Here is a 25,773-nt window from a genome sequence, read left to right as displayed (position 1 = left end):
TGCGTGTGATCATCGTATTCCCTAGCGCGGTCGCTTCTCGATGACGTCCTTGACGACGGGCGCCGCCGAGAAGGCATTGGGCCAGCCAGCATAGAAGGCGAGATGCCCCAGCACCTCGCCGGCTTCCTCCCGAGTCAACCCGTTATCCATCGCCCGGTTCAGATGATAGGTGATCTGCGGGACCTGGCCGGTGGCGATGAGGGCACTCACGGTGACCAGACTGCGGTCGCGCGGCGCAAGGCCCGGTCTCAGCCAAAGGTCGCGGAAAAGCACGTCGGTGGTGTACTGGACCAGGCTCGGTGTGATCTGGCCGAACTGTTCCCCGACGCGGGTCGCCCGCTGCTTCTCGGCAGCCTCGTCAAGGGGTAGCTGTGGTCCCGATGCCGGCGGGAGCTGATCGGTCCCGATGTTGCGGCTGTTGAAGACGTCCTTCGTCGCCGGGATCGCATTCATCGCGTTCGCCCATCCGGTGTAGAACGCCAAATGCGTGATGATCTCGGAGATCTCGGCCGGCTTCACGCCGTTGTCGAGTGCGAGGCCGAGATAGAACGGCAGCTCGACGGTCTGATTGCGAGCGATGAGCGCCGCGAGCGTGACGATGCTGCGGTCTCGCGGCGACAGGCCATTTCGCTTCCAGAGATCGCCCAGCACGACGTGCTGGACGTATTTTTCCAATGCGGGCGCGACAGCGCGAACGTCTTCCGATTTCAACATGGGATTTACTCCTTGGGTGGGCGCCTGATCCGCGGCGACGGCGCCGCCTGAGGTCAGGCAGAATGAAAATAAGATCGCTGCGAGCAGTCTCATTGCGGGCATCCTTCCGAAATTGTCGGGTGCGCCAGCAGCCACGCCGCGACCAGCGCGGCGCAGAGCACGGTAACGGCGCTGGCAAGAAACACGGCGTTCAGCTTCGCGCCGACCGCGATCAACCCGAGCGCTGGGCTCGCGACGCCCTGTGCCAGGTCGAGAAATGCAGTGTAGGCCCCCATGGCAAGGCCGCGGCTCTGCGCCGGCACGCGCCGAACCGCTTCGACGCCGAAGCCGGGGTAAACCAGCGAGAATCCGAAACCGGTGAGCGCGGCGCCCGCCAGGGCCAACTCGGGTCGAACGGCCAGCCAGATCAGGGCTTGGCCGGCGGCTTCGATCACCGCGCAAACCAGCGCGACCTTGGCACCGCCAATCGCATCGGCCACATGGCTGAAGAAGACCCGCGCCAGAATGAACGCAACGGCATAGGACGTGTAGGCGAGCCATCCGTTGTCCCACCCTCGGCTCGCGAACAGCAGGGCGACGAACGTCGTCACCGCCCCGAACCCGACGCTGCCGAGAGCAGAGCCGAGACCCGGCACCCACACGGCGCCGATCACGTCGGCGAACGAGACCCGCGCGCGCTGCACCGGCGCAATCTTCGGGAGGGGCAGAACGAGCAGCAAGGTGAGCAGCGGCGCTATTGCGGTGGCGAGCGCGATCGCCGTGAAGCCATAGCCGGCATAGAGCGCAGAGCCCGCCGGCGCGCCGATTGCGAAGGCCGCGAACATCGCCGAGCCGACCCAGGCAATGACCTTGCCCGCGCTGCTGACATCCACGAGCGCCAGTCCCCAGCTTACTGCGGCCGTGATGATGAAACTTTCCGCCGCGCCGAGCAGCGCCCGCCCTGCCAGCAGAATCGCAACGGATGTCAGCGGTGCGCCGACGAAACCGAGCGAAGCCAGATAGAGCAATCCCGCCGCACCGGCCGTTATCAGGCCCGCGATGACACCGCGCTTCGCACCGCTTCGGTCGGAAAAGTGCCCCGCCCAAGGCCGCGAGATCAGGGACGCGGCGAACTGGCTGCCGGCGACGAGTCCGACCACGACGGTTCCCTGCCCCAGTCCATCGTGTACGTGAAGCGGAAGAACCGGCATGGCGATGCCGATGACGAGAAAGGCGACGAAGACCACGCCCATGATCGGCAGCAAGGTCGCCGCGAGGCGCGGGACGGCAACGGAGTGCTGCGTGGCTGTTACGGACATGCCTTGCCTTTTCGCTGTCTTGCCTTTTCGCTGAGACGGCGGTGCCGCCGGGCGGCTGGTCTGAACCTAGGACTTCCGGGCGCCCACGATTAGGTGATAGATTTTGCATGCAGTCATTAGAGTGGCTCATCAATGCAGCGAGACGACGCGAGCGACCTGCTGGCCTTCCTCGCAGTGGCGCGGGAACGCAATTTCACCCGTGCCGCGGCGAAACTCGGCATGACGCAGTCTGGCCTCAGCCAGATCATCCGAAAGCTGGAGGAGCGGATCGGCGTCAGGCTGTTGAACCGGACCACGCGCAGCGTCACCCCGACTCAAGCGGGAGAACGGCTCTTCCTGAGCATTGGGCCCAAGTTCAACGAGATGGATGCCGATCTCGCCGCGCTCAGCGAGCTCCGGGAAAAGCCGGCCGGAACCGTTCGGCTGACGGCGACGGAGTACGCGGCGTCAGAGATCCTGTTGCCCGCCCTCGGCAAGATCCTGCCAAAGCACCCTGACATCAACGTCGAGATCGTCATCGATTACGGGCTGACCAACATCGTGGCGCAGCAAGTCGATGCCGGCATCCGCCCCGGCGAGCTTGTCGCCAAGGACATGATCGCCGTGCGGGTCAGTCCAGACCTCCGGATGGCCGTCGTTGGTTCGCCCTCCTACTTCGCCGAGCGCAAACGACCGAAGACGCCGCAGGATCTGACACATCACAACTGCCTCAACCTTCGCCTGCCGACCCATGGCGGCAGCCTGTATGCGTGGGAGTTCGAGAAAAGTGGACGAGAGCTCCGGGTGCGCGCGGAGGGACAGCTGGTGTTCAACAGCGCGGGCCTGCTCCTGGACGGGGCGCTCAAGGGCTTGGGCCTCGCCTACCTGACGGAAGGCCACGTGCAGCAGCACCTATCTCAAGGCCGGCTCGTCCGGGTCCTGTCGGATTGGTGTCCGCCATTCTCGGGCTACCACCTCTATTATCCCAGCCGGCGGCAGCCCTCCTCCGCCTTTTCGGTGCTGGTCGAGGCACTTCGTTATCGCGGACGTCAGGTCAATTCACCGTCTGCAACGCGGCGGTGAAGACGGCGAGATCATCCCGCGCCGTCTCGTCCGTGGGTCAATGGGGAAGGTCGGCGAGCTGCTCGATCACGCGCGCCCGATCCTGCGGCAGCAAGAAGCTCGCCCAGACCTCGCGGTGTCGCGGATGGCGGCTGCCACCAGGCGCGCGTTGGCCGGCTTGCCGGCGCCCTGGATCGCCGCGCAGACCGTGCTCAGGATGTACACGGCGCTGTTCCTGCGGAAGCCCGCAAGACCCTCCTCGCGGATGCGGGTGCGCTGCTCCGGCGCGAACTCCGCCCAGAACAACTGGCCCGCCACCGCCTCGCGCGCCATGCTGCGGATCATGAAGTCGATCGTTACCGCGTATTGGTCGCCATACTCGGTCATGTTGCGCTGGAGCGCCGCAAGATCAGGTTGCGGCCCCGGCTTCGAGCCGTAAAGGATGAACAGCTTGTGGGTCGCGTTTGCGGCGTCCGTCCAGTCCAGCAGCCAGTTCATATCGCTCGCCTGCGCGGGCGGTAGCGCCGCCAGGGCGTCGAGATCGAAGACGCGGCTGAGCAGGGCTGCGACCTCCGGCCGGGTCAGGTCGGGCCGCTCGCGCTTCTTCATCACCCCCCTCGACATAGACCCGGAAGGCCTGCGCGGCCTCGCGCGCGGCGGCCGCATCGCGTGCGCCCTCATGCGCCAACGCCGGCGAGGCGAGCGCGAGAAGGACCAGGAGGATTCTGACGATCGGCATGGGCGGTCTCAATCGGCGAGGCGGCGCCGTTCGTGGCGATGGCCGTTGTTCGTCGCGAGCCGCTCCGCAAAAGTTCACGCAATGGGTCCTCCTTGCGCGGACATTGAGGTTTAAAGGGCAGGCAAGCCGGGCGGCGGCTTGCGCATTTGGGACGCCTGCTCGTAGGCGTAGGCCAGACGCAACAGCTTGTGCTCGCTCCAGGCCTTCCCTGCGAAGGTGACGCCGAGCGGATAGTCGGGCGTGTCCTTCCCGTCGGCGCCCGAGACGAAGCCTGCTGGCACCATGACGCTGGGATAGCCCGCCTTGGCGGCAATTGCTGCGCCGGTCGCGCCGGGAAACAGAACGGCGTCCAGCTTGTGCTGGTTCATATAGGCATCCATGCCGTGCGTCCTGGCGGAGAGCCGGTCCATGGCACGTGCCGATTTGTATTCGCGCTCGCTCAGATCGCCCCGCGTGAGGTCGGAGGCGAGGAACAGGTCCTGGCCAAAACGCAGCGCCTTGTCCGCATTCGCCGCGTTGAAGGTAATGATGTCGGCCATGGTCTTGATGTCGGTATTGGTCGCCCAATCCCTGAGATAAAGATTGAGCCCATACTTCAGCTCGTAGAGGAAGACGATCGGCGAGCCGGTCGGATTGCCCTTGTTGCGGCTCAGCGGATTGCGGTTGAGCACGGCCATGCCGGTGCCGGGGCCGGCAATCCAGCCACGCGTCGGCATGTTGGCACGCACGATGACGGCGCCCAGATCCCCCAGCACCTTGATGACCTCAGCCATCAGCTTGGTCCCGTCTGGTGGCAGTTTGCCATAGTAGCAATCGTTCAGCGGGTCGCCGGGGTCACTCGGTACGCCGATACGTGTGCCCTTCATCGCATCCCGTGCGAGGTCGGCCGTGTAATCGGCCGGCCTGCGCTGCCGCTCCGTCATGGGATCGCGCGAGTCGCTGGCGGCCAGCACGTTCAGCAGCATCGCCGCGTCCCGCACGGTGCGCGCCATCGGTCCCGCCGTGTCCTGGCTGTGCGCGATCGGCATGATGCCGGCGCGGCTGACCAGTCCGACCGTCGGCTTCACGGTGACGACGCCATTGCGGCTGGCCGGATGTAGCAGCGAGCCCGAGGTCTCGGTGCCGATCGCGGCCGCGCAAAGACCTGCCGCCACAGCGACCGCGGAACCCGAGCTTGAGCCGCCCGGATCTACGACCGGAATGCCATGTTCGTCCAGCAGCGCCGGCACGAACGGATTCTTCACCTGACCGCCCAGCGAAGAATAGCCCGAGGGCATCTCGATCGCGAGGATGTTGGCGAACTCGGTCAAATTCGCCTTGCCGAGGATCACCGCACCGGCGTTTCGCAGCAGCTTGACGATGGTGGCATCGCTTCTGGCACGCGCGCCCTCAAGCGCCAGCGAGCCCGCCGTGCTCGGCTGCTTGTCGCCGGTGGCGATGTTGTCCTTCAGCAGAATGGGAACGCCGGCCAGCGGACGTTTCGCCGAGGGCTTGGTGCCGTCGAGCTTGCCCGCGATAGCAAGCGCGTCGGGGTTGGGGGCGCGGACGGAATTGAGCTTGGGTCCGTTGCAGTCACAGGCCTCGATCCGCGCGAGATAGGCTTTGGTCAGCTGGGTGGCGGTGACACGCCCGGCGGCCAAGGCATCGATGATATCGGTCATGGGCGCGTCCTCGAGCTTCAGCTCGGCCGCCGCATCGCGGCCGGGTGGCGTCTTCATCGCGTGCCTCGTGAGTGGATATGTGCTACCCTACGTAGCATTTCCGCCGATCGTAGGACAAGCCGCCCGGAGCGACCATGGACTGCACCATCCGGCCTGCGCTTGCCGATGACGCCGCCGACATCAGCGGCGTCATCCTGCGTGCGCTGCGCGAAACCAACGCAAAGGATTTTACCGATGACATCATCGAAAGGGTCGAGCGCAGCTTCAGCCCGGACGCCGTGCGCCAGTTGATCGGGAAACGCACCGTTTTCGTCGCCACCCTCGACCGCGTCGTCGTTGGAACAGCGAGCCTCGACGGAAGCGTCGTCCGGACCGTCTTCGTGACTCCCGATGTTCAGGCCCGCGGGATCGGCAAGCTGCTGATGGCCGCGATCGAGCGCACAGCGCGCGAGCGGAACATCTTTGCATTGACCGTCCCTTCGTCGGTCACCGCCGAGACCTTCTACGCAAAGCTCGGATTCAATGCCGTGCGCGATAGCTATCATGGTGACGAACGCACGATCATCATGGAGCGATGGCTCGGTGAATAGTCCGTAGCCCAGATGCCACCTTGATCCTCTCCGCCAAATAGACCACCATCGCGCCTCTCACCGCTCACGGCAGAAGGGGCGAGGCAACGCGCATGTCCGAGCTTCCCGGATTTGGCCTGGCCGAACGTGCCCGCGCCATCGCGCCGCTGATTTCGGGCGAGGCGGACGAGACCGAGCGGACGCGGCGGCTGACGCCGGCCGTCGTTTCCGCGCTGATCGAGAACGGCCTCTACCGGGCGCTATTGCCGCAAAGTCTCGGCGGCACCGAAGCTGCGCCGGAAGCTTTCATGCAAATGCTGGAGGAGATCGCGAAGGCGGACGCATCCACGGCCTGGTGTCTCGGGCAGTGCAGCGTCTGCGCCATGATCGCGGCTTCGCTCGACCACGACACCGCGCGGGAGATCTTCAACACACATCCCGGCATCCTCGCCTGGGGCGCCATTGCGCATGAGGCGCGCGCGGTCGAGGGCGGCTATCGCGTCAGCGCGCGCTGGGATTTTGCCTCGGGCTCGCGGCAGGCGAGCTGGCTGGGGGCGCATGTGCGCATTGTCGATAGCGACGGCTCGCCGCGCAAAAATGCCGACGGGTCGGCGGAGGTGCGAACCATTTTGTTTCCGGTCGCGCGTGCGACGCTGCACGACGTCTGGCAGGCGATCGGGCTCGCCGGCACCGGCACGGATTCGTACGAGGTGAGCGATCTGTTCATCCCCGAACGCTTCACGGCATTTCGCGATGTGCCGTCCGCGTTGCGCGAGGCGGGCCCGCTCTACAGGATCGGCACCGGCTCGACCTTCAGCCTCGGCTTTGCCGCGGTGTCGCTCGGCGTGGCGCGCGCGACGCTCGACGCCGCGATTGCCCTTGCTCGCGCAAAGCATCAGTCGCTGGCCGCAGGCGCGATGCGCGACAACCAGGCGGTTCAGGGCCTGATCGGCCGCACCGAGGGCGATCTTCGTGCCGCGCGCGCCTATCTCTATGCAATAGCGAATGCGATGTGGCGCGACCTCTTGGCGACCGGCGAGTTCAGCGCGGCGCATCGCAGCGCTGTCAGGCTGGCCGCGACCTGGACCATCCACCAATCGGCGCGCGTGGTCGACACCGCCTATCACATGGCCGGCGCAACGGCCGTGTTTCGCAGCCATCCGTTCGAGCGGCGGTTTCGCGACATGCACGCCATCGCGCAGCAGATCCAGGCCCGCGACACGCATTACGAGGATGTCGGCAAGGCGATCCTGTCGGGCGACCCGCCCGACTGAGACCCGGCTGCGACAGAGGTGTCAGATCGCACCTCCGTCGCATCTGCGCGTCCGCAGTTTCCGGCATGGTGAACCAAGCCATGCAAGTCGTAGGGGTGGGCCTGCACCCCGAGCCCCACATTGAACCGCGTTGTTAAGCATTCTCGGGATAACTGAAAGCGTTCGCGAACTCCCCCGAATCCCCCGGTATCGTTCATGCTCAAGATCAAATCCATTGCCGCTCGCCTGATCCTTGCGATCTCGCTGACCGTCGCGGCAGCCTGCGCCATCCTCGGCGGTTTCTCGATCTCGCAACAGCGCGAGCTGACGCGGCTCGCGCTCGATCAACAACTCAAGCTGCAATATGACAGCGTGATCGCCGCCGTGGACTATGAAGGCCGCGCCGCGCTCGCGGTGTCCTCCGTGGTCGCGGCACTGCCGCCGGTCGGCGACGCCATTGCCAAAGGCGACCGCGATGCCATGACGGCGCTGCTCGGGGAGCCGATGAAGGCGCTGAAGGCGCAGGGCATCCCGCTCATCACCTTCGAGACGCCGCCGGCCGTCGTGTTCTTCCGCATCCACGATCCGAAGGCTGCGAACGGCGAGGACATCTCGCAGCGTCGCACCACCCTCGTGGAAGCCAACAGCACCGGCAGGCAGATCGTCGGCGTCGAGCCCTCGCGGGACGCGCTGTCGATCTTCGGCATCACGCCGATCATGCGCGACGGCAAGAGCATCGCCACCGCCGATGTCGGCGTCGCCTTCGGCAAGGAGTTCGTCGATCGCGCCAAGAAGCGCTTCGGCATCGACCTCGCCGTGCATTCGTATGACGGCAAGGCCTTCAAGCGCCTGTCCTCGACCTTCGGCGAGACCGCGGTCGCGACGTCGGACGAGCTGAAGGGCGTGATCGACGGCCAGCCGCTGCGCCGCGACACCGCGCTCGACGGCCATCCCGGCGCGCTCTATGTCGGCCAGATCAAGAACTATGCCGGCAAGCCGGTCGCCGTCCTCGAGATCATCAAGGACACCACCGAATACGAGGCCGCTGCCGGAGGCGCGCAGCGCAGCCTGATCCTCGGGACCGTGGTGATCCTGGTGCTCGCCATGGTGCTGGCGTTCCTGCTCGGCCGCGGGCTGTCGCGACCGCTGGCGGCGATCACCGCCGTCATGAACCGGCTCTCGTCCGGCGACACCGACGTGACCATCCCTGGCAGCGATCGCCGCGACGAGCTCGGCACCATGGCCAAGGCGGTCGACGTGTTCCGCCGCAGCATGATCGAGGCCGCTACGCTGCGCGAGGCCCAGGAGGCCGACAAGGCCAGGGCCGAGATCGAGAAGCAGGCGCTCCAGCGCCAGATGGCCGATCGCTTCGAGGCCGACGTCAAGGGCGTGGTGTCGGCCGTCGCCAGGGCGACCGAAGGCATGCAGCACGTCGCCGGCGAGATCACGTCGAGCGTCAACGGCACGTCGCAGCGCGCAACCGCAGCCGCGGCGGCGTCCGAGGAAGCCTCGACCAGCGTCAACACGGTCGCAGCCGCGACCGAGCAGCTCGCCTCCTCGGTGACCGAGATCGGCCGCCAGGTCACCCATTCCAGCCAGGTCGCCAGCAATGCGGTGGTCAAGGCCACCGCGACCACGGAGATGGTCACGAGTCTTGCCACAGCCGCGGAGCGCATCGGCGACGTGCTGCGGCTGATCAGCGAGATCGCGAGCCAGACCAATCTGCTGGCGCTCAACGCGACGATCGAGGCGGCGCGCGCGGGCGAGGCCGGCCGCGGCTTTGCCGTGGTGGCGTCCGAGGTGAAGGAGCTCGCCGGCCAGACCGCGAAGGCGACCGACGAGATCGCAACCCAGGTCACCGCGATCCAGGCCGCCACCGGCAATTGCGTCACCGCGATCTCGGGCATCAGTGACACCATCCGCGAGATCAGCGGCATCGCCACCACCATCGCCGCCGCGGTCGAGCAGCAGGGCTCGGCCACGCGCGAGATCGCGCGCAGCGTGCAGCAGGCGTCAGCCGGCACCACCGAGGTCTCGGCCAACGTCGCCGGCGCAAGCCAGGCCGCCGACCAGTCGCGGTCGCTGGCGGGCAATGTGATGGTGGCGTCCGGTGAGCTTGGCCAGCACGCCTCGGCGTTGATGCGGAGTGTAGATACGTTCTTGGCGGGGCTTCGGGCGGCTTAAGGCGTTAAATGGACTTAAGCTAAAAGGTCGAGCCACGCGTTCGATCAACCTCTCCCGCAAGCGGGAGAGGGAGCCACCTGCTTCGTGGCAGCAGCCGCCTCAAGCCACCAGCGCAGTATCCTCGTCGCCGTCGATCCCGCGCTGCGCGGCCAGCAGGCTGACGATCTCGGCGTTGGGCCGGGCCTTGCTGAACAGAAAGCCCTGACCCTCGTCGCAGCCTTCGGCCCGGAGGCAGCTCAGCTCGGCTTCGGTCTCGACGCCCTCGGCGGTGATGATGACGCCCAAGCCCTTGCCGAGGCTGACGATGGAGCGGATGATCGCCTGGGCCTCGCGGTTGGCGCCGAGATCGCGCACGAAGGACTGGTCGATCTTGATCTTGTCGAAGGGGAAGCTGCGCAGATAACTGAGGCTGGAATAGCCGGTGCCGAAATCGTCCATCGAGATGCGCACGCCGAGCGAGCGCAGCGCATGCAGCGTCGCCAGCACCTGCGCGCTCTTCTCCAGCAGCAGTGTCTCGGTGATCTCGAGCTCGAGCCGCCGCGGCGGCAGGCCGGCCTGCTTCAGGGCATCCGTGACCACCGACAGCAGATTGCCGCTGCGGAACTGGAGCGGCGACAGATTGACGGCGACGCGGACGTCGTCCGGCCAGGTCGCGGCGTCCAGGCACGCCCGGCGCAGCATCAGGCCGCCGAGCGGATTGATCAACCCGGTCTCTTCCGCCACCGGAATGAACTCGGCCGGCGAGACCATGCCGCGCTCGGCATGCGGCCAGCGCACCAATGCCTCGAAGCCGGTGATGCGACCGCTCTGGAGGTCGATCAGCGGCTGGTAGTAGGGACGCAGCACGTCGTTCTGGATCGCGTCGCGCAGCTCGACCTCGATCTTGCGCCGGCTCTGCGCTCTGGCGTCGAGCGCGGCCTCGAAGAAGGCGAACGTGCCGCGCGAATCGGCCTTGGCGCGCGACAGCGCCATGTCGGCGCTCTTGAGCAGCTTTTCGGAATCATCGCCGTCGCCCGGCGCCATCGCGATGCCGATGGAGGCGCCGATCACCACGGAATGGCCGTCGAGCAGATAGGGATCGGCGATGGCCGCCAGGAGGCGCTTGGCCAGAAGCACGGCGTCCTCGGGACGGGTCAATCCGCTCTGCACGATCGCGAATTCGTCCGAATTGAGCCGCGCCAACGCGTCTTCCTCGCGCAAGGTCGAGCGCAGCCGCTTGGCGACGCCGCGCAGGAGCTTGTCGCCGACCGTGTGTCCCAGCGTGTCGTTGACCGCCTTGAAATTGTCGAGCCCCAGCATCAGCAGGGCGACCTTGTCGGTGCTGCGCCTCGTATGCAGCAGCATCTCGTCGACCTGCTGACGCAGCAAATTGCGGTTTGGCAGGCCGGTCAGCCCGTCATGCTGGGCCATGAAGGCAAGCCGCGCCTCGGCACGCTTGCGCTCGGTGATGTCCATCAGCGCGAGCAGCACCGCGGGCCGGTCGGCATAGGTCAGTTCGCGGGAATAAATCGCAAGGTCGATCAGCGCGCCGTCGGCCTTGACGTGCTTCCAGGTGCGCCCGGCCTGCTCCTCGTCGGACCGATCGATGGTCCAGGGCGGCTCGCTGTCGAAGGCCTGCAAGGAGCGGATCTTCAGCCGCTCGAACTCGGCACGGCTGTGGCCGTAATGGGCGAGCGCGGCATCGTTGACGGCGAGGATGCGCTCATCGTCCAGCGCGCAGACGATCATGGGGACGGGATTGTCGTCGAACAGCAGCCGGAACGAGGCTTCGCGCTGCTTCAACTCGGTGATGTCGACACGCAGGCCGACGACGCCGCCGTCGTCGGTCAGCCGCTCGTCGATCAGGATGACGCGGCCGTCCGCCAGCTTCTGCTCGTGGCGCGCGCCGGGCTGATGGAGCTTTTGCAGCCGCTCGGCGATCCATTCTTCCTCGCGGCCGGCAGCCTCGGGATAGTCGCCGCGAGCGACACCGATGCGCAGCGTGTCCTCGAGGCGCGCGCCTTCTTCGAACAGATCGGCAGTCTTGCTGTAGATCTCGGCGTATTGCTTGTTCCAGAGAACGTAGCGGCCCTCGGCATCCAGAAACACGATGCCCTGCGGCAGGATCTCGATGGCCTGGCGCAGGCGCTCATGGGATTTGCGCGCGTCCGCGATCGCGGCTTCCGCCTCGGCGCGGCTGCGCAGGACTTCGTCGTGTTCGGACAGCGGATGAGGCGCGCGCGCGAAGCGCAGCTTGCGCGGCCGTTGGCCTGCGTGGGCAAGTCCGCTTCCCTTTCGGTTCTTTGGTTTTCGAGACCCCAAACTCAACTTCACTCTTCCCGGTCGCACCCAGCGACCGCAAGTTTTGGAGCAAGTGTCTGAAAAAAAAGTAATCTTGGGCGGTCCTCGGCGGCCGGGGCCACGTCCTGCGGCGCTGTGGACCGGGCCGGTTTGCCTGTTTGAGAGGCGCGGGCGGCGTCCCGGGGCGCGCCAAACCTGTTGCGTCGCCGCAGCCGGACACAGACCACAACAGACGTGGTGTAAATATGCGCGCTATTCATGATTCTATTCCGAAAGCGCATCACCTTGCATGCAGAGGGAGAACGCCCCCCTTTCCGCGCACGAATTTTGGTCAATACAGGATACGGTTATCGCACCCTTAAAAATGCGCCCGGCCCGCACAAAAACTCCGACTTTCGGATCAACCCTGATGGGCGATTCGCGATAGGATCAGCAGCATGAGTCTCCGACGCCTCGCCCCTCTCCCGCTTGTCATGGCGCTCCTGTCCGCCGGAGGCGCGCTGGCCCAGGACAAAGGCAGCGTAAATCCGAAGCCGTTGCCGCCGCTCGCGAACCCAAATGATCCCAAGGTTGGCGCCAAGGAGCTGTTCGCGCGAAAGCTGCTGCCCTCGACCGGGCCGGCGCATGTCATCGGCTCCTACGTCAAGGGCTGCATCGGCGGCGCCATGCAGATGCCGCTCAACGGCGACAATTGGCAGGTGATGCGGCTGTCGCGTAACCGCAATTACGGGCACCCCGAGATGATCGCGCTGATCAAGCGCCTCGCGGCCAAGGCACACAAGGACGCCGGCTGGCCCGGCATTCTGGTCGGCGACATCGGCCAGCCGCGCGGCGGGCCGGCATTGTCAGGCCATGCCAGCCATCAGATCGGCCTCGATGCCGACATCTGGCTGACGCCGATGCCGGACCGTCGTTTGTCGCGTGACGAGCGCGAGGAGATGTCGGCGGTGATGATGGTGCGGCAGGACCGACTCGACATCGATCCAAAGGTGTTCACGCCAGGCCATGTGCTGGTGCTGCGCGATGCGGCGCAGGAGCCGGCGGTGCAGCGCATCTTCGTCAATGCCGCGATCAAGAAGGCGCTGTGCCAAGAGGCCAAGGGCGACCGCTCCTGGCTGTCGAAGATTCGGCCGTGGTGGGGCCACGACTATCACTTCCACATTCGCATGCGCTGCCCGGCGGGCGCGAGCGAATGCGAGGGCCAGTCGTCGCAATCAGAGGACGAAGGCTGCAAGCCCTCCGACCTCGCCTATTGGTTCAGCGACGGCGTGCTGCACCCGAAGCCGCCGCCGGAGCCGCCCAAGCCGAAACCGCCGATGACGCTGGCGCAGATGCCGGCCGCGTGCAAGGTGGTGCTGCACGCGGGCGATGCGAAGCCGTAAGACGCGCTGCTGCTCCGCCCCCAGTTGCCGTCCCGGCGAAGGCCGGGACCCATACCGCGGAATCTTCCAGTGGCAGATGGTAGCAATACCGAACGAGGAATCTTCGCCAAACTCCTCTCTGTGGTTATGGGTCCCGGCCTTCGCCGGGACGACGTGTGGATAGATGCGCCGTTTCACTTGTCAGCAATGACGGAGTGATGACTGGCCCGTATCGTCCGAAATGCGCTAGGATTGTCCTTTCCGCTGGGCCGTAAGCCCGCGGCATTCTCGGGATGCGCATCCCTTTCAACAGCCTGACCGCAAGCCCGCGTCTTTCGCGCGGCCAACGATGAGATTCACATGCGCGTCCTCACCTTTCTCGCTGCGCTTTCGCTCGGCACGACCTCCGCCCTCGCCGCCGAAGAACCCAGCGGCTGCGACAAGTTCAAATGGCCGATCGAGCGCGACCGCGCCGCACTCACTGCACCGGATCGCGCCAAGCTCGCGTCCGGAAGCGAGCAGGCCGCGTTGCCGTCGTCAGCCATCACGCTGGAGTTGGTCGCGCCCGCCGATGCTAAATTGCCCTCGCCGCCAGAGCGCGCGCCGAAGGATGGCACCTTTGCCGGCTTCACCAGCATCAAGACCGCGAAAGCCGGGCTCTACACGATCAGCCTGTCCAGCGGGGCCTGGGTCGACGTGGTCCAGGACGGGCATTTCCTCAAGCCCGTGGCCTTCAGCGGCGCGACCGATTGCGACGGCATCCGCAAGACCATGAAATACGAGCTGTCAGCTCAGCCTGTCGTGCTCCAAATCAGCGGCGCCAGGGAGAATTCGCTCTCGATCGCGATCCTCCCGGCGCAATAGGCGGATGTTATTGTTTGCGCATGATCTTTTCGGAAAACCGTTACACACTTTTCCGGATCATGCGCTACGGTCGCCTTTGACCTAAGGCCCCGGCCTGCTATCTTCGCAACTGCGATATCCCTGCCGGCCGTAAGCCGTCGCAAGGCCCGTGGAACAGCGCTTCCGCCCGTCGCGACCTAGCCCACCCAACGCCGGATTTGCGCGTGCGCCTGCACGCGCGGCCTCGCACGGAGCGCATCCATGATTCGTATTGCCGGACTTTTCACCGCCTTCGCGATCGTCGCGGGCGCGAGCCTCTCGCCCGCCGCCGCCGAGGACAAGACCATCACCGTGTTCGCCGCGGCGTCGATGAAGAACGCGCTCGATGAGATCGACGTGGCCTACACCGCCAAGACCGGTATCAAGATCACCGCGAGCTACGCCGCAAGCTCGGCCCTGGCAAAGCAGATCGAGCAGGGTGCGCCGGCCGATGTGTTCGTCTCCGCCGACACCGACTGGATGGACTACGCGATCGCCAAGAAGACCATCAACGAGCCGACGCGGGTCAATCTGCTCGGCAACAGCATCGTGCTGATCGCGCCGAAGGATTCCAAAACCGACAACGTCACAATCGCGCAGGGCTTCGATCTCGCCAAACTCGCCGGCGACGGCAAGATCGCGACCGGCGACGTCAAGTCGGTGCCGGTTGGGAAATATGCCAAGGCCGCGCTTACGAGCCTCGGCGCATGGCAGGCGGCCGAGCCGAAATTCGCCATGGCCGAGAGCGTGCGTGCCGCGCTGACGCTGGTCGCGCGTGGCGAGGCCAACCTTGGCATCGTCTATTCCACCGACGCCAAGGTCGAGCCCGGCGTGAAGATCGTCGGCACCTTCCCGGCGGATTCGCATCCCGCGATCATCTATCCCGTCGCCGCGACCACCACCGCGAAACCCGAGACCAACGACTACCTCGCCTTCCTGCGCTCAACGGCGGCCAAGACCATTCTGGAAAAATACGGCTTCAAGTTTCTGGTCAGCCCGGCAACCTGATGTCTGCGGCTTGATGCTCGACATCTCTCCCGCCGAATGGACCGCGATCCTGCTCTCGCTCAGGGTCGCCATCATTGCAACCCTGGTGGCAACGCCGTTCGGCATTGCGCTGGCATGGCTGCTTGCGCGCCGTGATTTCTGGGGCAAGTCGGTGCTCGACGCCGTCGTACATCTGCCCCTCGTGCTGCCGCCTGTCGTCACCGGCTATCTGCTGCTGCTCACATTTGGCCGCCGCGGCCTCGTCGGCGCCTTCCTCGCCGATCATCTCGGCATCGTTTTCGCGTTCCGCTGGACCGGTGCGGCGCTCGCCTGCGGCGTGATGTCGTTTCCGCTGCTGGTGCGCCCGATGCGACTGTCGATCGAGGCGATCGACCGCCGGCTGGAGCAGGCCGCCGAGACGCTCGGCGCGGCGCCCTGGAAAGTGTTTTTCACGGTGACACTGCCGCTGGCGCTGCCCGGCGTGCTCGCCGGCATGGTGCTGGGCTTCGCCAAGGCGATCGGCGAGTTCGGCGCCACCATCACCTTCGTGTCGAACATTCCCGGCGAGACCCAGACGATTTCGTCCGCGATCTATTCGCTGATCCAGACGCCGGACGGCGACGCCGCTGCGGGCCGGCTCGTGATCGTCTCGATCATCCTGGCGCTGGGTGCTCTGATCGCCGCCGAATGGTTCGCCCGCCGCGCCACCGCGCGGCTGCACGGGAATTGAGCATGCTGCGCGTCGACATCGAGAAGAAGCTCGGGGAATTCTCGCTCCAGGCGTCCTTCACCAGCGAAGGCCGCGTCATCGGCCTGTTCGGCGCGTCCGGCGCCGGCAAGAGCTCGCTGGTCAACATGATCGCAGGCCTGCTGCGGCCCGACCGCGGCACCATCGTCATCGACGGCGAGACCGTCGACGACACCGTGGCCGGCATCCATGTGCCGACCTATCGCCGCCGCATTGGCTATGTGTTCCAGGATGCGCGACTGTTTCCGCATCTCAATGTCGCGCAGAATCTGGATTACGGGCGGCGGATGAACAGTCTCGCCTCCGATCCGGCGCAGCACAAGCGCGTCGTCGACCTGCTCGACATCGGCGCGCTCCTTGACCGCCGCCCCGGAAAACTCTCCGGCGGCGAGCGCCAGCGCGTCGCGCTCGGACGCGCGCTGTTGTCCAAGCCGCGCCTGCTGCTGCTCGACGAACCGCTCGGCGCGCTCGACGAAGGCCGCAAGCTCGAGATCCTGCCCTATCTGGTGCGGCTGCGCGACGAGGCCAATGTCCCCATGGTCTATGTCAGCCACGACGTCGCCGAGCTGCGCCAGCTCGCGACGCAGATCGTGATGCTGAAGCAGGGGCGGGTGACGTCGTTCGGCGGAGTGAAGGTGTTGACGTGAGGGTGGCTGTCACAACATCCACCGCCGTCGTCCTGGCGAAAGCCAGGACCCATACCGCGTGATCTGTCGAGGGCGTGCGGTGCAAGTACCGGCGAAGAATAACTACGGGTCTTCGTCAAACTGCTTCCTGGGGTAATGGGTCCTGGCTTTCGCCAGGACGACGATGGAGCTTAACGCGCCTTCCGCCGCTTCGGCTTCACCGCCCCGAACACCACCGTCAAATCTTCCGCCGCTGGCGTCGTATCATCATCCAGATGCAGCCGGCTCTCCACGTGCAGGAAATGCTCGCGCGATACCGCAATCGCGCGCGCCACGTCGCGGGCGCGTAGCGCCTCGACGATGGCCCCGTGCTCGTCGACCGCACAGATCGAATCGGTGGCCGGCTCGTAGACTGAGACCATCACCGAGGAGCGGCTGAGCAGATCGGCGAGGAAGCGCGAGAGCTCGGCATTGCCGAGCGCCTCGACCAGATGGACATGGAACGCGCCCGACAGCCGCACCGACGCCGCACGGTCGCCGCGCGTTGCGGCGGCGCGCTCCTCGGCGAGATGGGCGTTCAGCCGCTCGATCAGGGCATCGTCGACATGGCGGACGAGCTGCGTCAGCACGCCGGCCTCGAGCACACGGTGCGCCTCGTAGACGCTGCGGACGTCGTCGAGCGTCGGGCGCGGTACCCGCGCGCCGCGGTTGGGGATCATCTCCAGCCGCCGCTCCGCGCCCAACCGGTGCAGGACTTTTCGAATGCGTTCGCGCGACACGCCGAAAATGTCGGCGAGAGGAGGCTCGGCGAGCTTGGTCCCGGCCTTCAGCTTGCCCTCCAGCAGCGCGTGCAGGATGGCCTGATAGACCGCCTCGTCCTCTGCCGGATTGGCCTTGCCGTTTCCTTTGCCAGTTCGCCCGCGCTGCGTCGCCATATCGATAGCTAGGCCCAAAGGATGCGCAGCGTCACCTCCAAAAAATGTGCACATTTTCTGCGAGGCTGCACCATCGACGATCGGAGCCGGAGTTTATCCAGTTGAAATTATTAAAGAATGATAAAATGTGCACATTTGGCATATTGCTTGCTGCGCGTTCGTAGCAGGCTTTACGCACAACAAACGGGACATGCCCATGCACACCCCCTCCCGACGCAGCGTTTTGACATCCGGCGCGGCGCTTGCCGCGGTTCTGGCGGCCCCGGCACGGCTCCGCGCCGCGCCCCGGGAGATCGTCATCGGCGGCCCCGCGGGCGCCGCGAAATATTTCAACGCCGATCTGTTCCCGGTGCTGGAGAAGAAGCTCGACTGCAAGGTGCTGTACGAGGGCACCAATTCGCTGACCAATCTGCAGAAGATGCAGGCCGACAAGGCCGCGCCGAAAATCTCGGTCGTGATCATGGACGATCCGGTGATGCTGCCGGCCGCGGCCGACGCACTGATCACGAAAATGTCGACCTCCTCGATCGCCAACCTCGGCAAGCTCGTGGACGGCTCCGTGCACCAGGACGGCCTGTGGGCGAACTACCAGCGGCCGTGGGCCGGCATCGCCTATTCGACCAAGCGCATGAAGACTCCGCCCGCCAAATGGTCCGACCTGTGGGACGCCAAATATGCCTCCAAGGTGATCGTGCCGTCGCTGTCGAACACCGAGGGGTTCTGGACGCTGCTCGCAGCCGCGCATCTCGAGACCGGCAAGCCCTACAAGGAGGCGCAGTACGAGATCGACGCGGCCTTCAAGAAGGTGAAGGAGCTGAAGGCTAATTTGCTGAACGTCTATACCAACGCACCGCAGGCCATCAACCTGATGGAGCAGGGCGAAGCCTGGATGATCGGCGGACAGTTTTCCGCCTATACGCTGATCCGCAAGGCCGAGGGCTCGCCCGTCGATCTCGCCGTGCCGCAGGATGGCGGTTTTGCCATGCCCTCCGGCATCGCGAGGGTGGCTGGCGGACCGGCCGGCGATCTTGCCGACGCGGTGATCGACTTCTTCCTCAGCCCGGAAGCGCAGACCATCCTCGCCGACAAGGCTTTTGTCGCACCGACCAACAAGGGCACACCGACGCCCGCGGGTTTCCCCGATCCCGCCTCGCTGTTCGCGCCGGACTGGGCGTTCGTTGCCAAGAACCGTGCCGCGTGGGTCGACCGCTGGAGCAAGGAGATGACATGAGCGAGAGCAGCCCGCATCTCGTCGTCCGCGGCGTCTCCAAGCGGTATGGACCGACCAATGTCCTCGATCATATCGATTTGACCATCCGCCGCGGCGAGCTGGTGACGCTGCTCGGCCCCTCCGGCTGCGGCAAGACCACGTTGCTGCGCGCCATCGCGGGGCTGGCGCAACCCGACGCCGGCAAGGTTGAGCTCGCCGGCCGCGACATCACCAACGTGCCGCCGCACAAGCGCAATGTCGGCGTCGTGTTTCAGAGCTACGCGCTGTTTCCGCATCTCACCGTCGCCGGCAATGTCGCGTTCGGGCTGAAGGTGCGCGGCATGGCCAAGCGCGAGATCGACACCGCGGTCGAACGCGCGCTGTCGCTGGTCCAGCTCGGCCATCTCGCGAGCAGGCGCATCTCGGCGCTGTCGGGCGGACAGCAGCAGCGCGTGGCGCTGGCGCGTGCCATCGCGGTCGAGCCCGATGTGCTGCTGTTCGACGAGGCGCTCTCGGCACTCGATCGCAAGCTGCGCGAGGAGATGCAGGTCGAGCTGCGCCGCCTGCTCCAGGAGGTCAAGGCGACCGCGATCTTCGTGACGCACGACCAGGACGAGGCGTTGACCATGTCCGACCGCGTCGCGGTCATGAACAAGGGGCGGATCGAGCAGCTCGCCGAGCCGCGTGAGCTGTATCTGCGCCCCGCAAGCCTGTTCGCGCTCAATTTCGTCGGGCTGTCGACACGCATCGCCGGCACCGTGCTTGCCGCTGACAGGGGCAAGGTCGATGTGCAGACCAAGATCGGCCGCCTCTCCGCGCTCGGCAATTTCCAGGCCGGCTCCCCCGTCATCGTCGCGGCGCGGCCCGAGCAGCTTCGGATCAGTGAACGGGGCGAGGCCAACTCCGCGGCCGGCCGCGTCCGCTCCGTGGTGTTCCAGGGTTCGCGCACGCTGGTCGAGGTCGATGCCGGCGCCGGTGAAAGCCTGCTCGCCGAACTCTCCGGGCGTGACGGCACGATCCCGCGCGTGCATGACGAGATCCGCCTGAGTTGGCCTGTTACCGAGACCTTTGCGTTTCCGATGGAGGCGCAGGCATGACCGAGGCGGCCCTTCCTGCGCCCATGGCGGCGCCCCCGGTCGATCGCGAGCGGCTGGCGGCGATCGGATTCGTGCTTCCCTCGTTCCTGATCATCGCCGGCGTGTTCGCGCTGCCGCTGGTGCTGCTGCTCGGCGTCAGCATCGTCGATGCCAGCGGCCTGACCTTGGCGCACTACAAGCGCCTGCTTGGCACGCCCTATTATCTCTGGGTAATCTGGAATTCGCTGCGACTGGGGCTACTGACCACGCTGATCGCGTTTGTGATCAGCTATCCCGCCGCCTTCGCTCTGGCGCGCGCCCGCGGGCCCTTGCGCTCGCTGCTGCTCGCCACGCTGTTCCTGCCGCTGGCGGCCAGCGTCATCGTCAAGGCGTTTGCCTGGACGATCCTGCTGCGCAGTGACGGCATCGTCAACGAGACGCTGATCGCACTCGGCGTCATCGAAGACCCGATCCGGATGATCTTCACTGAGAGCGCGCTGATCGTCGGTGCCGTCAACATCTTCCTGCCCTTCATGATCCTGCCGATCTACGCGATCGTCGCGCAACTCGATCCGCGCTATGCGGAGGCGGCTGCGACGCTCGGCGCCTCGCCGGTCGGGACGTTCTTCCGCGTGATCCTGCCGCTGACGCTGCCCGGCATCATCGCGGGCGTCGCGCTGGTATTCTCGTTGTCCGTTTCCGCCTATGTGGTGCCGACGCTCCTGATCGGCGAGAGATATCCGACGCTCGCGACCACGATCGCAAAGGCCTATCTGCTGGCGCGGGAGCCAGGCTTCGGCGCTGCGGCCGGTGTCGTGCTGCTCGCCATCGCCATTGCCGTGGTGGCGTTGAGCGCGCGGCTGTCGCGGGAGCCGAAATGATGACGCGCGCCGCAATCGTTGTCTGCTGGGTGATGGCCATCGCGCTGGCCCTGTTCCTGCTCGCGCCGCTGCTGGTGATCGCCGCTGCTAGCTTCTCGCCGACGCCCGTGTTCGACCTGCCGCTCACGGGCGCATCGACGCGCTGGTACGGCAAGATCGGCCGGCTTGACGGCTTCTGGCCGTCGCTGTTGCTGTCGCTTCAGATCGCGCTGCTGTCGACCGCGATCTCGCTGGTCTCAGGCACGCTGGCCGCCATCGCGATCGCGCGCGGAAAGCTGCCTGGCGCAGGTGTCTTTGCCACCGCGCTGGTTTCGCCGCTGATGATGCCCGGCCTCGTGCTCGGCATCGCACTGCTGCAAGGCTTTCGCGCCGTCGGTTTCACCGCGCCGTGGGCGACGCTGCTGGTCGCGCATCTCGTCATCACGCTGCCCTACGTCGCCCGCACGATGATCTCGGGGCTCGCGCGGTTCGACTTCACGCTGATCGAGGCGGCGCGCACGCTCGGCTGCACCTATCCCGGCAGCGTGCTGCGGGTGATGGTGCCGGCGCTGGCGCCCTCGTTTCTGATCGCCGGGATCTTCTCGTTCCTGGCGTCGTTCGACAATTATCCGGTGTCGATCTTCCTCGCCGATGTCCGCACCAAAACGCTGCCGATCCGGATGCTGCAATATATCGAGGAAGCGCCCGATCCAACGCTCGCCGCACTCTCCACCCTCATCCTCGCCGGCACTGTCATCCTGCTGTTCGTCAGCGACCGAGTCGTCGGCTTGCACCGCATGGCCGGAACTTCGGACTGATCCATGAGCGAAGCAAAACAACAACCCGTCTCTCATCGCGACTTCGCTGGTTATCGTGGCAAGCCGCCGAACCCGCATTGGCCGAACGGCGCCCGCGTCGCGGTGTCGCTGGTGGTGAATTTCGAGGAGGGCTCGGAATTCTCCGTCAATGACGGCGACGCCGGCAACGAGGCGATCTACGAGGTCGTGCACCGGCTCGACGGCCCGGACTCCTGCATCGACAGCCATTTTGAATACGGCACGCGCGCGGCGTGGTGGCGCATCATGGACCTGTTCGACGCGCATGGCGTCAAGGCCACCGTGAGCGCCTGCGGCCGCGCGGTCGAGCGCTCGCCGGAACTGGCGCGCGATGCCGTCGCGCGAGGACATGAGGTCTCTGCCCATGGCTGGCGCTGGCAGAGCCATGCCGAGATGGACGAGGCCAGCGAGCGCGAGGTCATCGCCAAAACGGTGGCGGCGATCGCGCGCGTCACCGGGCAGCGCCCAGTCGGCTGGCACACGCGTTCGGCGACCTCGCCGAATACGCGGCGACTGCTGGCCGAGGACGGCGGCTTCCTCTACGACAGCGACGCTTACAACGACGACCTGCCTTATTGTCTGGACATCGCCGGCAAGCAGCACCTCGTGCTGCCCTACGCCTTCGACACCAACGACATGCAATATTACAACGCCTCGCGCTTCAACGGCGCCGACTTCGCCGAGTACGTCATCGACGCCTTCGAATGGCTCAAGCGCGAGGGGGAGACGGCGCCGAAGATGATGTCGATCGGCCTGCATTTGCGCATGATCGGCCGCCCGGGGCGGATCGGTGCGCTGGATCGGATTTTGGCGCACATCACCGGGAGTGGCGCGGCGTGGGTCGCGCCGCGGGCCGCGATTGCGCGGCATTGGCGGGAAGTGGTGCCAGCGGGGAAGTGATCGACATCCTCGTCGTCCCGTCGAAGGCCGGGATCCATACCGCGAGGTCCATCTCTGGGGCACCGCGCCAATCCCGAACGACCAATCCTCGCCAAACTACTCCCTGTGGCTATGGGTCCCGGCTTTCGCCGGGACGACATTGGGGAAGCGTATCGCCTCGACAAACTCGCACGGGCCAGGACGACACCGGGACTAAACCCCCGCTACCGACGACCACAGCTCCGCAAGCTTGCGCCGCAGCGCCTGCGTGCGCGTCAATGGCGCGGGCGTTTCCTCGTCTTCCGGCAGACGCAGGCCGACGAGGTTGACCCGGCCGCCGGAGATGCTGCGGGCGACGAGCACGATCGGATCCAGCGCAAGCTCCGCGCCCTCTTTCGGCGCGCGGTCGAGGTGGACGTCGAAATAGTCGGCCAGGGTCAGCTTGCTCTCGTCTTCGCCGGCCTTCACGCCATAGATCTCGGCGAGCTCGGCGAGCGTGTGCTCGCCGGAGACCATGAAATCGCCGAGCAGATGCGGATCCGGCGCCGAGCTCGGCTGCATGTCGACGAAGAAGCGGTCGAGCGATTCGGCCTTTTCCGGCGGCGCCAGCAGATAGATGTAGTCGCCCGGCGCGATCGGCTCGGCTTCCGCGGGCGTCAGGATGCTCTCTTTGCGGATCACCAGCGTCGGCTTGGACCAGGACGGGATCAAGCCGCGGCGGAAATACAGGCTCTTGGGCCGCACCGGATAGCCGACGAGTTGCTGCTCGAGCTGGCCGGGCAGATCGAGCTCGACGCGGCGCGGGCCGCGCTCGGCGCGCGGCAGCGCCACATGCAGCTTGCGCGCGGCCGGCGCCAGGGTCCAGCCCTGCAGCAGCAGCGAGATGATGACGACGACAAAGGCGACGTCGAAATAAAGATAGGCCTTCGACAGGCCGACCAGCATCGGGATCGAGGCCAGGAAGATCGCGACCGCGCCGCGCAGGCCGGTCCAGGCGATGAAGATCTTTTCGCGCCAGTTGAAGCGGAACGGCGCCAGGCACACGAACACCGCGATCGGACGCGCCACCAGCATCAGCACGAAGGCGACACCAACCGCCGGCAGCACGCTGGCGCCAAGCCGGCTCGGCGAGACCAGCAGGCCCAGCAGCACGAACATCACGATCTGCGCCAGCCAGGTCGCGGCGTCCAGGAAGGCCACCACCGAATTATGCGCGCGCGTCGGCCGGTTGCCGATGATGATGCCGGCGAGATAGACCGCAAGAAAACCCGAAGCGTGCATGATCTGCGAGCCGCCGAAGATCACGAGGGCGGCCGTCGTCACGAAGGGCGCATGCAGGCCCTGCGGCAGCGCCACCTGGTTGAGGGCGATGACCACGAGACGTCCGCCGATCACGCCGACGACGGCACCCAGCACCGCCTCCTGGATGAACTCCATCAGCACATGGCCGGGCGAGCTCGTTCCCAGCGAGATGTATTCGACCAGCATGAGCGTGAGAAAGATCGCGAAGGGGTCGTTGGTGCCGGATTCCGCTTCCAGCGTCGCGCCGACACGCGGGCGCAGGCGCAGTCCCTGGGTGTGCACCAGCAGGAACACCGCGGCCGCGTCGGTCGAGGCGACGACGGCGCCGACCAGCAGCGACTCCGTCCAGTTGAGGTCGAGTGCGTATTTCGCGAACGGCGCCGTGATCAGCGCGGTGAGCAGCACGCCGACGGTCGCGAGTACCACGGAGGGCGCGAGCACGGTGCGAATGCTGGCAAAACGGGTCCTTAAGCCGCCGTCGAACAGGATCAGTGCGAGCGCGACGGACCCGACCAGATAGGTGGTGCGGACGTCGTCGAACTGGAGCTGTCCGGGACCGGAATCGCCGGCCAGCATGCCGATCGCAAGGAAGACGAGCAGCAAGGGCGCGCCGAAGCGTAGCGCAAGCAGGCTTGACAGGATCCCCGCCAACACCAGGACGGCGCCGAGCAATATGGCGAGGCTGACAGAGTCGAGGGAGGCCATCCACCTTCCGGGTACAAATCGCTGGAATTGCATCCTTATCGTCGGCGGACTCCCACGCCAACCCATTTTCTCCCGGTCGCGGCAATCTGGCCGTATTTTGCGGCCTTAACGCGCTTCACTTCGCGGTGTATCGGTGGTCGGGCCGCGCCCTTTGTGGGATTCTGCGGCGCCCTCGAATCAAATCCTCCCACCCGCTTTCCCGACGAGACCAATGGACATGGACCTCAAGGACTTCATGGAGTTCGTGCAAACGACCGCGCGAAGCGTCGGGGCGGAGATCTCCTCGCCATGGTTCTACCTGCAATTTGGCCTCATTCTGGCCGCGGCCGGCATCGCCTATGCCGCGGAGGCCGCCGTCCGCAGCCGCGTCGACATGACCTCGCTGGCGATGCGCTGGCCGCTGCCGCTCCGGCACTTCGTCCGGGTGATGGTCTCCAGCGCCTCGACGGCGGCGTTCACCCTGCTCGTCATCGTCTCGCGCGTGGTGATGTACCACGCGACCTGGCCGAGCCGCAGCTATCTGCTGATGGTCGCTGCCAAGCTGGGACTGGCCTGGCTCGCGGTCCGGCTGCTGACCTCTGTGCTGCGCAACGCCTTCATCGTCAAGCTGGTGTCGATCACGGCCTGGTTCGTCGCGGCGCTCTCCATCCTCGGCCAGCTCGATGCGACGGTCGACCTGCTGGATTCGTTCGCCATCGTGCTCGGCGGCCTGCGGCTGACGCCGCTGCTGGTGATCAAGGCGGGCGCGCTCCTGCTCATCGCGCTCTGGCTCACCAACATCGCCAGCAATTTCGCCGAGAGCCGGATCAACGCGACCACCGATCTGACGCCGTCGGTGCAGGTGCTGCTGGTCAAGATCATCCGCATCGGGCTTCTGGCCATCGCAATCGTCATCGCGCTCGGCTCGGTCGGCATCGATCTCTCGGCACTCGCGGTGTTCTCCGGCGCGGTCGGCGTCGGCATCGGCATCGGCCTGCAGAAGATCGTCGCCAATTTCATCTCGGGGATCATCCTGCTCGCCGACAAATCGGTGAAGCCCGGCGATCTCGTCACCATCGGCGACAACACCGGGCGGATCAGCGCGATGAAGACGCGCTATATTTCGGTCGCCGCCGGCGATGGCCGCGAATTCCTGGTGCCGAACGAGGATCTGGTGACGCAGAAGGTCGTCAACTGGACCTACACCGACAAGAACACGCTGGTGAAGATCGCCTTCGGCACCAATTACGACGCCGACCCGCGCCTGGTCTGCAAGCTCGCCGCAGAGACCGCAGCCGCCCATCCTCGCGCGCAGAAGGGCAAGCCGCCGAACTCGATCCTGACCGAGTTCGCGGAAGCCGGGATGAAGTTCTCGCTGACCTTCTGGATCGCGGACCCCGACGGCATGGACAACGTCAAGAGCGACGTGATGCTGTCGCTGTGGGACGCCTTCAAGCGCGAGGGCATCCGGGTTCCCTACCCCGTCCGCGAAATCCGCATCCGCGGCGGCGCCCTGCCGGTGGAAACCACCGTGGAAGTCCCGAATTAGGCCCGTTTACGGGCGCAGGGCAGGCACGCTTAACTTGCAAGAAAGCCCGCGATCATTAGATTGGGGCCTGAAATCAAGCCTTTCCACCGATATCGAGCC

22 protein-coding genes are annotated in these 25,773 nt (G+C 66.0%); 15 read left to right on the top strand and 7 right to left on the bottom strand.

What is annotated here, in order from left to right; genetic code table 11:
- Window positions 1-21: 21 nt before the first annotated feature.
- Window positions 22-714 carry a carboxymuconolactone decarboxylase family protein gene (locus IVB31_RS31985; protein WP_346730901.1) on the bottom strand — a complete coding sequence of 231 codons (693 nt, stop codon included), beginning with the start codon at window positions 712-714 and terminating at the stop codon, window positions 22-24.
- Window positions 715-803: 89 nt separating this feature from the next.
- Window positions 804-2,012 carry an arabinose transporter gene (locus IVB31_RS31980; protein ID WP_247332020.1) on the bottom strand — a complete coding sequence of 403 codons (1,209 nt, stop codon included), beginning with the start codon at window positions 2,010-2,012 and terminating at the stop codon, window positions 804-806.
- 132 nt (window positions 2,013-2,144) lie between these two features.
- On the opposite strand from IVB31_RS31980, the gene IVB31_RS31975 reads away from it, so the two are divergent.
- Entirely contained in the window at window positions 2,145-3,074 is a 930-nt protein-coding gene (locus IVB31_RS31975; RefSeq protein ID WP_247332018.1) for a LysR family transcriptional regulator, read from the top strand.
- Between the two features lie 66 nt (window positions 3,075-3,140).
- Here IVB31_RS31975 and IVB31_RS31970 read toward each other — a convergent pair whose 3' ends face one another.
- Both IVB31_RS31970 and IVB31_RS31965 read right to left on the bottom strand, forming a co-directional pair.
- Window positions 3,141-3,662, bottom strand: a complete 522-nt coding sequence (locus tag IVB31_RS31970) for a hypothetical protein (protein ID WP_247332016.1) — start codon at window positions 3,660-3,662, stop codon at window positions 3,141-3,143.
- Between the two features lie 240 nt (window positions 3,663-3,902).
- Window positions 3,903-5,510, bottom strand: coding sequence for an amidase family protein (locus IVB31_RS31965; RefSeq protein WP_247332013.1), 1,608 nt, complete (start codon window positions 5,508-5,510; stop codon window positions 3,903-3,905).
- A gap of 77 nt (window positions 5,511-5,587) precedes the next feature.
- Between IVB31_RS31965 and IVB31_RS31960 the strand changes: the two genes are divergently transcribed.
- The 3 genes from IVB31_RS31960 to IVB31_RS31950 all read left to right on the top strand — a co-directional run bounded on the left by IVB31_RS31960 (window position 5,588) and on the right by IVB31_RS31950 (window position 9,459).
- Window positions 5,588-6,043: a GNAT family N-acetyltransferase gene (locus IVB31_RS31960; RefSeq protein WP_247332010.1), complete on the top strand. Its 456-nt coding sequence runs from the start codon at window positions 5,588-5,590 to the stop codon at window positions 6,041-6,043.
- A gap of 92 nt (window positions 6,044-6,135) precedes the next feature.
- Window positions 6,136-7,296 (top strand): acyl-CoA dehydrogenase family protein, encoded by a 1,161-nt coding sequence (locus IVB31_RS31955; RefSeq protein ID WP_247332008.1) that lies wholly within the window; start codon window positions 6,136-6,138, stop codon window positions 7,294-7,296.
- Window positions 7,297-7,491: 195 nt separating this feature from the next.
- On the top strand, window positions 7,492-9,459 hold the full coding sequence (locus IVB31_RS31950; protein WP_247332006.1) for a methyl-accepting chemotaxis protein: 1,968 nt from the start codon (window positions 7,492-7,494) through the stop codon (window positions 9,457-9,459).
- Window positions 9,460-9,558: 99 nt separating this feature from the next.
- Here IVB31_RS31950 and IVB31_RS31945 read toward each other — a convergent pair whose 3' ends face one another.
- Window positions 9,559-11,691 carry an EAL domain-containing protein gene (locus tag IVB31_RS31945; RefSeq protein ID WP_247332361.1) on the bottom strand — a complete coding sequence of 711 codons (2,133 nt, stop codon included), beginning with the start codon at window positions 11,689-11,691 and terminating at the stop codon, window positions 9,559-9,561.
- 485 nt (window positions 11,692-12,176) lie between these two features.
- Here IVB31_RS31945 and mepA point away from each other — a divergent pair, with 485 nt between their 5' ends.
- The 5 genes from mepA (at window position 12,177) to modC (ending at window position 16,364) form a co-directional block, all read left to right on the top strand.
- The gene (gene mepA, locus IVB31_RS31940) at window positions 12,177-13,121 is read left to right on the top strand and encodes a penicillin-insensitive murein endopeptidase (RefSeq protein WP_247332005.1); all 945 of its coding nucleotides are present in this window, start codon (window positions 12,177-12,179) and stop codon (window positions 13,119-13,121) included.
- 339 nt (window positions 13,122-13,460) lie between these two features.
- Complete coding sequence (locus tag IVB31_RS31935) at window positions 13,461-13,964, top strand: hypothetical protein (protein WP_247332004.1); 504 nt, start codon at window positions 13,461-13,463, stop codon at window positions 13,962-13,964.
- Between the two features lie 240 nt (window positions 13,965-14,204).
- Entirely contained in the window at window positions 14,205-14,990 is a 786-nt protein-coding gene (modA, locus tag IVB31_RS31930; protein WP_247332003.1) for a molybdate ABC transporter substrate-binding protein, read from the top strand.
- 13 nt (window positions 14,991-15,003) lie between these two features.
- The gene (gene modB, locus IVB31_RS31925; RefSeq protein ID WP_247332002.1) at window positions 15,004-15,699 is read left to right on the top strand and encodes a molybdate ABC transporter permease subunit; all 696 of its coding nucleotides are present in this window, start codon (window positions 15,004-15,006) and stop codon (window positions 15,697-15,699) included.
- A 2-nt stretch (window positions 15,700-15,701) separates the two neighbouring features.
- On the top strand, window positions 15,702-16,364 hold the full coding sequence (modC, locus tag IVB31_RS31920) for a molybdenum ABC transporter ATP-binding protein (protein WP_247332001.1): 663 nt from the start codon (window positions 15,702-15,704) through the stop codon (window positions 16,362-16,364).
- A 170-nt stretch (window positions 16,365-16,534) separates the two neighbouring features.
- On the opposite strand, the gene IVB31_RS31915 is transcribed toward modC, so the two are convergent.
- On the bottom strand, window positions 16,535-17,278 hold the full coding sequence (locus tag IVB31_RS31915; RefSeq protein ID WP_247332000.1) for a GntR family transcriptional regulator: 744 nt from the start codon (window positions 17,276-17,278) through the stop codon (window positions 16,535-16,537).
- A gap of 196 nt (window positions 17,279-17,474) precedes the next feature.
- On the opposite strand from IVB31_RS31915, the gene IVB31_RS31910 reads away from it, so the two are divergent.
- From IVB31_RS31910 to IVB31_RS31890, 5 genes are read left to right on the top strand one after another with little or no spacing between them, the layout of a single operon-like run.
- Window positions 17,475-18,509 (top strand): extracellular solute-binding protein, encoded by a 1,035-nt coding sequence (locus tag IVB31_RS31910; protein WP_247331999.1) that lies wholly within the window; start codon window positions 17,475-17,477, stop codon window positions 18,507-18,509.
- Window positions 18,506-19,585 (top strand): ABC transporter ATP-binding protein, encoded by a 1,080-nt coding sequence (locus IVB31_RS31905; RefSeq protein WP_247331998.1) that lies wholly within the window; start codon window positions 18,506-18,508, stop codon window positions 19,583-19,585. Before IVB31_RS31910 ends, IVB31_RS31905 begins: the two co-directional genes overlap by 4 nt.
- Entirely contained in the window at window positions 19,582-20,445 is an 864-nt protein-coding gene (locus IVB31_RS31900; protein ID WP_247331997.1) for an ABC transporter permease, read from the top strand. Before IVB31_RS31905 ends, IVB31_RS31900 begins: the two co-directional genes overlap by 4 nt.
- The gene (locus IVB31_RS31895) at window positions 20,442-21,242 is read left to right on the top strand and encodes an ABC transporter permease subunit (protein ID WP_247331996.1); all 801 of its coding nucleotides are present in this window, start codon (window positions 20,442-20,444) and stop codon (window positions 21,240-21,242) included. The genes IVB31_RS31900 and IVB31_RS31895 overlap by 4 nt, the downstream gene beginning before the upstream one ends.
- A gap of 3 nt (window positions 21,243-21,245) precedes the next feature.
- Entirely contained in the window at window positions 21,246-22,160 is a 915-nt protein-coding gene (locus tag IVB31_RS31890; protein ID WP_247331995.1) for a polysaccharide deacetylase family protein, read from the top strand.
- Between the two features lie 192 nt (window positions 22,161-22,352).
- On the opposite strand, the gene IVB31_RS31885 is transcribed toward IVB31_RS31890, so the two are convergent.
- Window positions 22,353-24,146 carry a potassium/proton antiporter gene (locus IVB31_RS31885; RefSeq protein WP_247331994.1) on the bottom strand — a complete coding sequence of 598 codons (1,794 nt, stop codon included), beginning with the start codon at window positions 24,144-24,146 and terminating at the stop codon, window positions 22,353-22,355.
- Between the two features lie 211 nt (window positions 24,147-24,357).
- Here IVB31_RS31885 and IVB31_RS31880 point away from each other — a divergent pair, with 211 nt between their 5' ends.
- Window positions 24,358-25,674: a mechanosensitive ion channel domain-containing protein gene (locus IVB31_RS31880; RefSeq protein WP_247331993.1), complete on the top strand. Its 1,317-nt coding sequence runs from the start codon at window positions 24,358-24,360 to the stop codon at window positions 25,672-25,674.
- The last annotated feature ends 99 nt before the right edge of the window (window positions 25,675-25,773 follow it).

Source organism: Bradyrhizobium sp. 21 (genome assembly GCF_023073335.1).
Taxonomy (GTDB): domain Bacteria; phylum Pseudomonadota; class Alphaproteobacteria; order Rhizobiales; family Xanthobacteraceae; genus Bradyrhizobium.
The sequence above is the reverse complement of the archived record's forward strand: the minus strand, read 5'-3'. Positions and strand labels throughout refer to the sequence as shown.

Bases quoted from the DNA above. Each gene is read 5' to 3' on its own strand.
- mepA (WP_247332005.1), top strand. From the start codon at position 12,177: ATGAGTCTCCGACGCCTCGCCCCTCTCCCGCTTGTCATGGCGCTCCTG.
- IVB31_RS31935 (WP_247332004.1), top strand. From the start codon at position 13,461: ATGCGCGTCCTCACCTTTCTCGCTGCGCTTTCGCTCGGCACGACCTCC.
- IVB31_RS31885 (WP_247331994.1), bottom strand. From the start codon at position 24,146: ATGGCCTCCCTCGACTCTGTCAGCCTCGCCATATTGCTCGGCGCCGTC.
- IVB31_RS31950 (WP_247332006.1), top strand. From the start codon at position 7,492: ATGCTCAAGATCAAATCCATTGCCGCTCGCCTGATCCTTGCGATCTCG.
- IVB31_RS31980 (WP_247332020.1), bottom strand. From the start codon at position 2,012: ATGTCCGTAACAGCCACGCAGCACTCCGTTGCCGTCCCGCGCCTCGCG.
- IVB31_RS31965 (WP_247332013.1), bottom strand. From the start codon at position 5,510: ATGAAGACGCCACCCGGCCGCGATGCGGCGGCCGAGCTGAAGCTCGAG.
- IVB31_RS31895 (WP_247331996.1), top strand. From the start codon at position 20,442: ATGATGACGCGCGCCGCAATCGTTGTCTGCTGGGTGATGGCCATCGCG.
- IVB31_RS31970 (WP_247332016.1), bottom strand. From the start codon at position 3,662: ATGAAGAAGCGCGAGCGGCCCGACCTGACCCGGCCGGAGGTCGCAGCC.
- IVB31_RS31915 (WP_247332000.1), bottom strand. From the start codon at position 17,278: ATGGCGACGCAGCGCGGGCGAACTGGCAAAGGAAACGGCAAGGCCAAT.
- IVB31_RS31985 (WP_346730901.1), bottom strand. From the start codon at position 714: ATGTTGAAATCGGAAGACGTTCGCGCTGTCGCGCCCGCATTGGAAAAA.
- modA (WP_247332003.1), top strand. From the start codon at position 14,205: ATGATTCGTATTGCCGGACTTTTCACCGCCTTCGCGATCGTCGCGGGC.
- IVB31_RS31975 (WP_247332018.1), top strand. From the start codon at position 2,145: ATGCAGCGAGACGACGCGAGCGACCTGCTGGCCTTCCTCGCAGTGGCG.
- IVB31_RS31900 (WP_247331997.1), top strand. From the start codon at position 19,582: ATGACCGAGGCGGCCCTTCCTGCGCCCATGGCGGCGCCCCCGGTCGAT.
- IVB31_RS31905 (WP_247331998.1), top strand. From the start codon at position 18,506: ATGAGCGAGAGCAGCCCGCATCTCGTCGTCCGCGGCGTCTCCAAGCGG.
- IVB31_RS31890 (WP_247331995.1), top strand. From the start codon at position 21,246: ATGAGCGAAGCAAAACAACAACCCGTCTCTCATCGCGACTTCGCTGGT.
- IVB31_RS31960 (WP_247332010.1), top strand. From the start codon at position 5,588: ATGGACTGCACCATCCGGCCTGCGCTTGCCGATGACGCCGCCGACATC.
- IVB31_RS31910 (WP_247331999.1), top strand. From the start codon at position 17,475: ATGCACACCCCCTCCCGACGCAGCGTTTTGACATCCGGCGCGGCGCTT.
- IVB31_RS31955 (WP_247332008.1), top strand. From the start codon at position 6,136: ATGTCCGAGCTTCCCGGATTTGGCCTGGCCGAACGTGCCCGCGCCATC.
- IVB31_RS31880 (WP_247331993.1), top strand. From the start codon at position 24,358: ATGGACATGGACCTCAAGGACTTCATGGAGTTCGTGCAAACGACCGCG.
- modB (WP_247332002.1), top strand. From the start codon at position 15,004: ATGCTCGACATCTCTCCCGCCGAATGGACCGCGATCCTGCTCTCGCTC.
- modC (WP_247332001.1), top strand. From the start codon at position 15,702: ATGCTGCGCGTCGACATCGAGAAGAAGCTCGGGGAATTCTCGCTCCAG.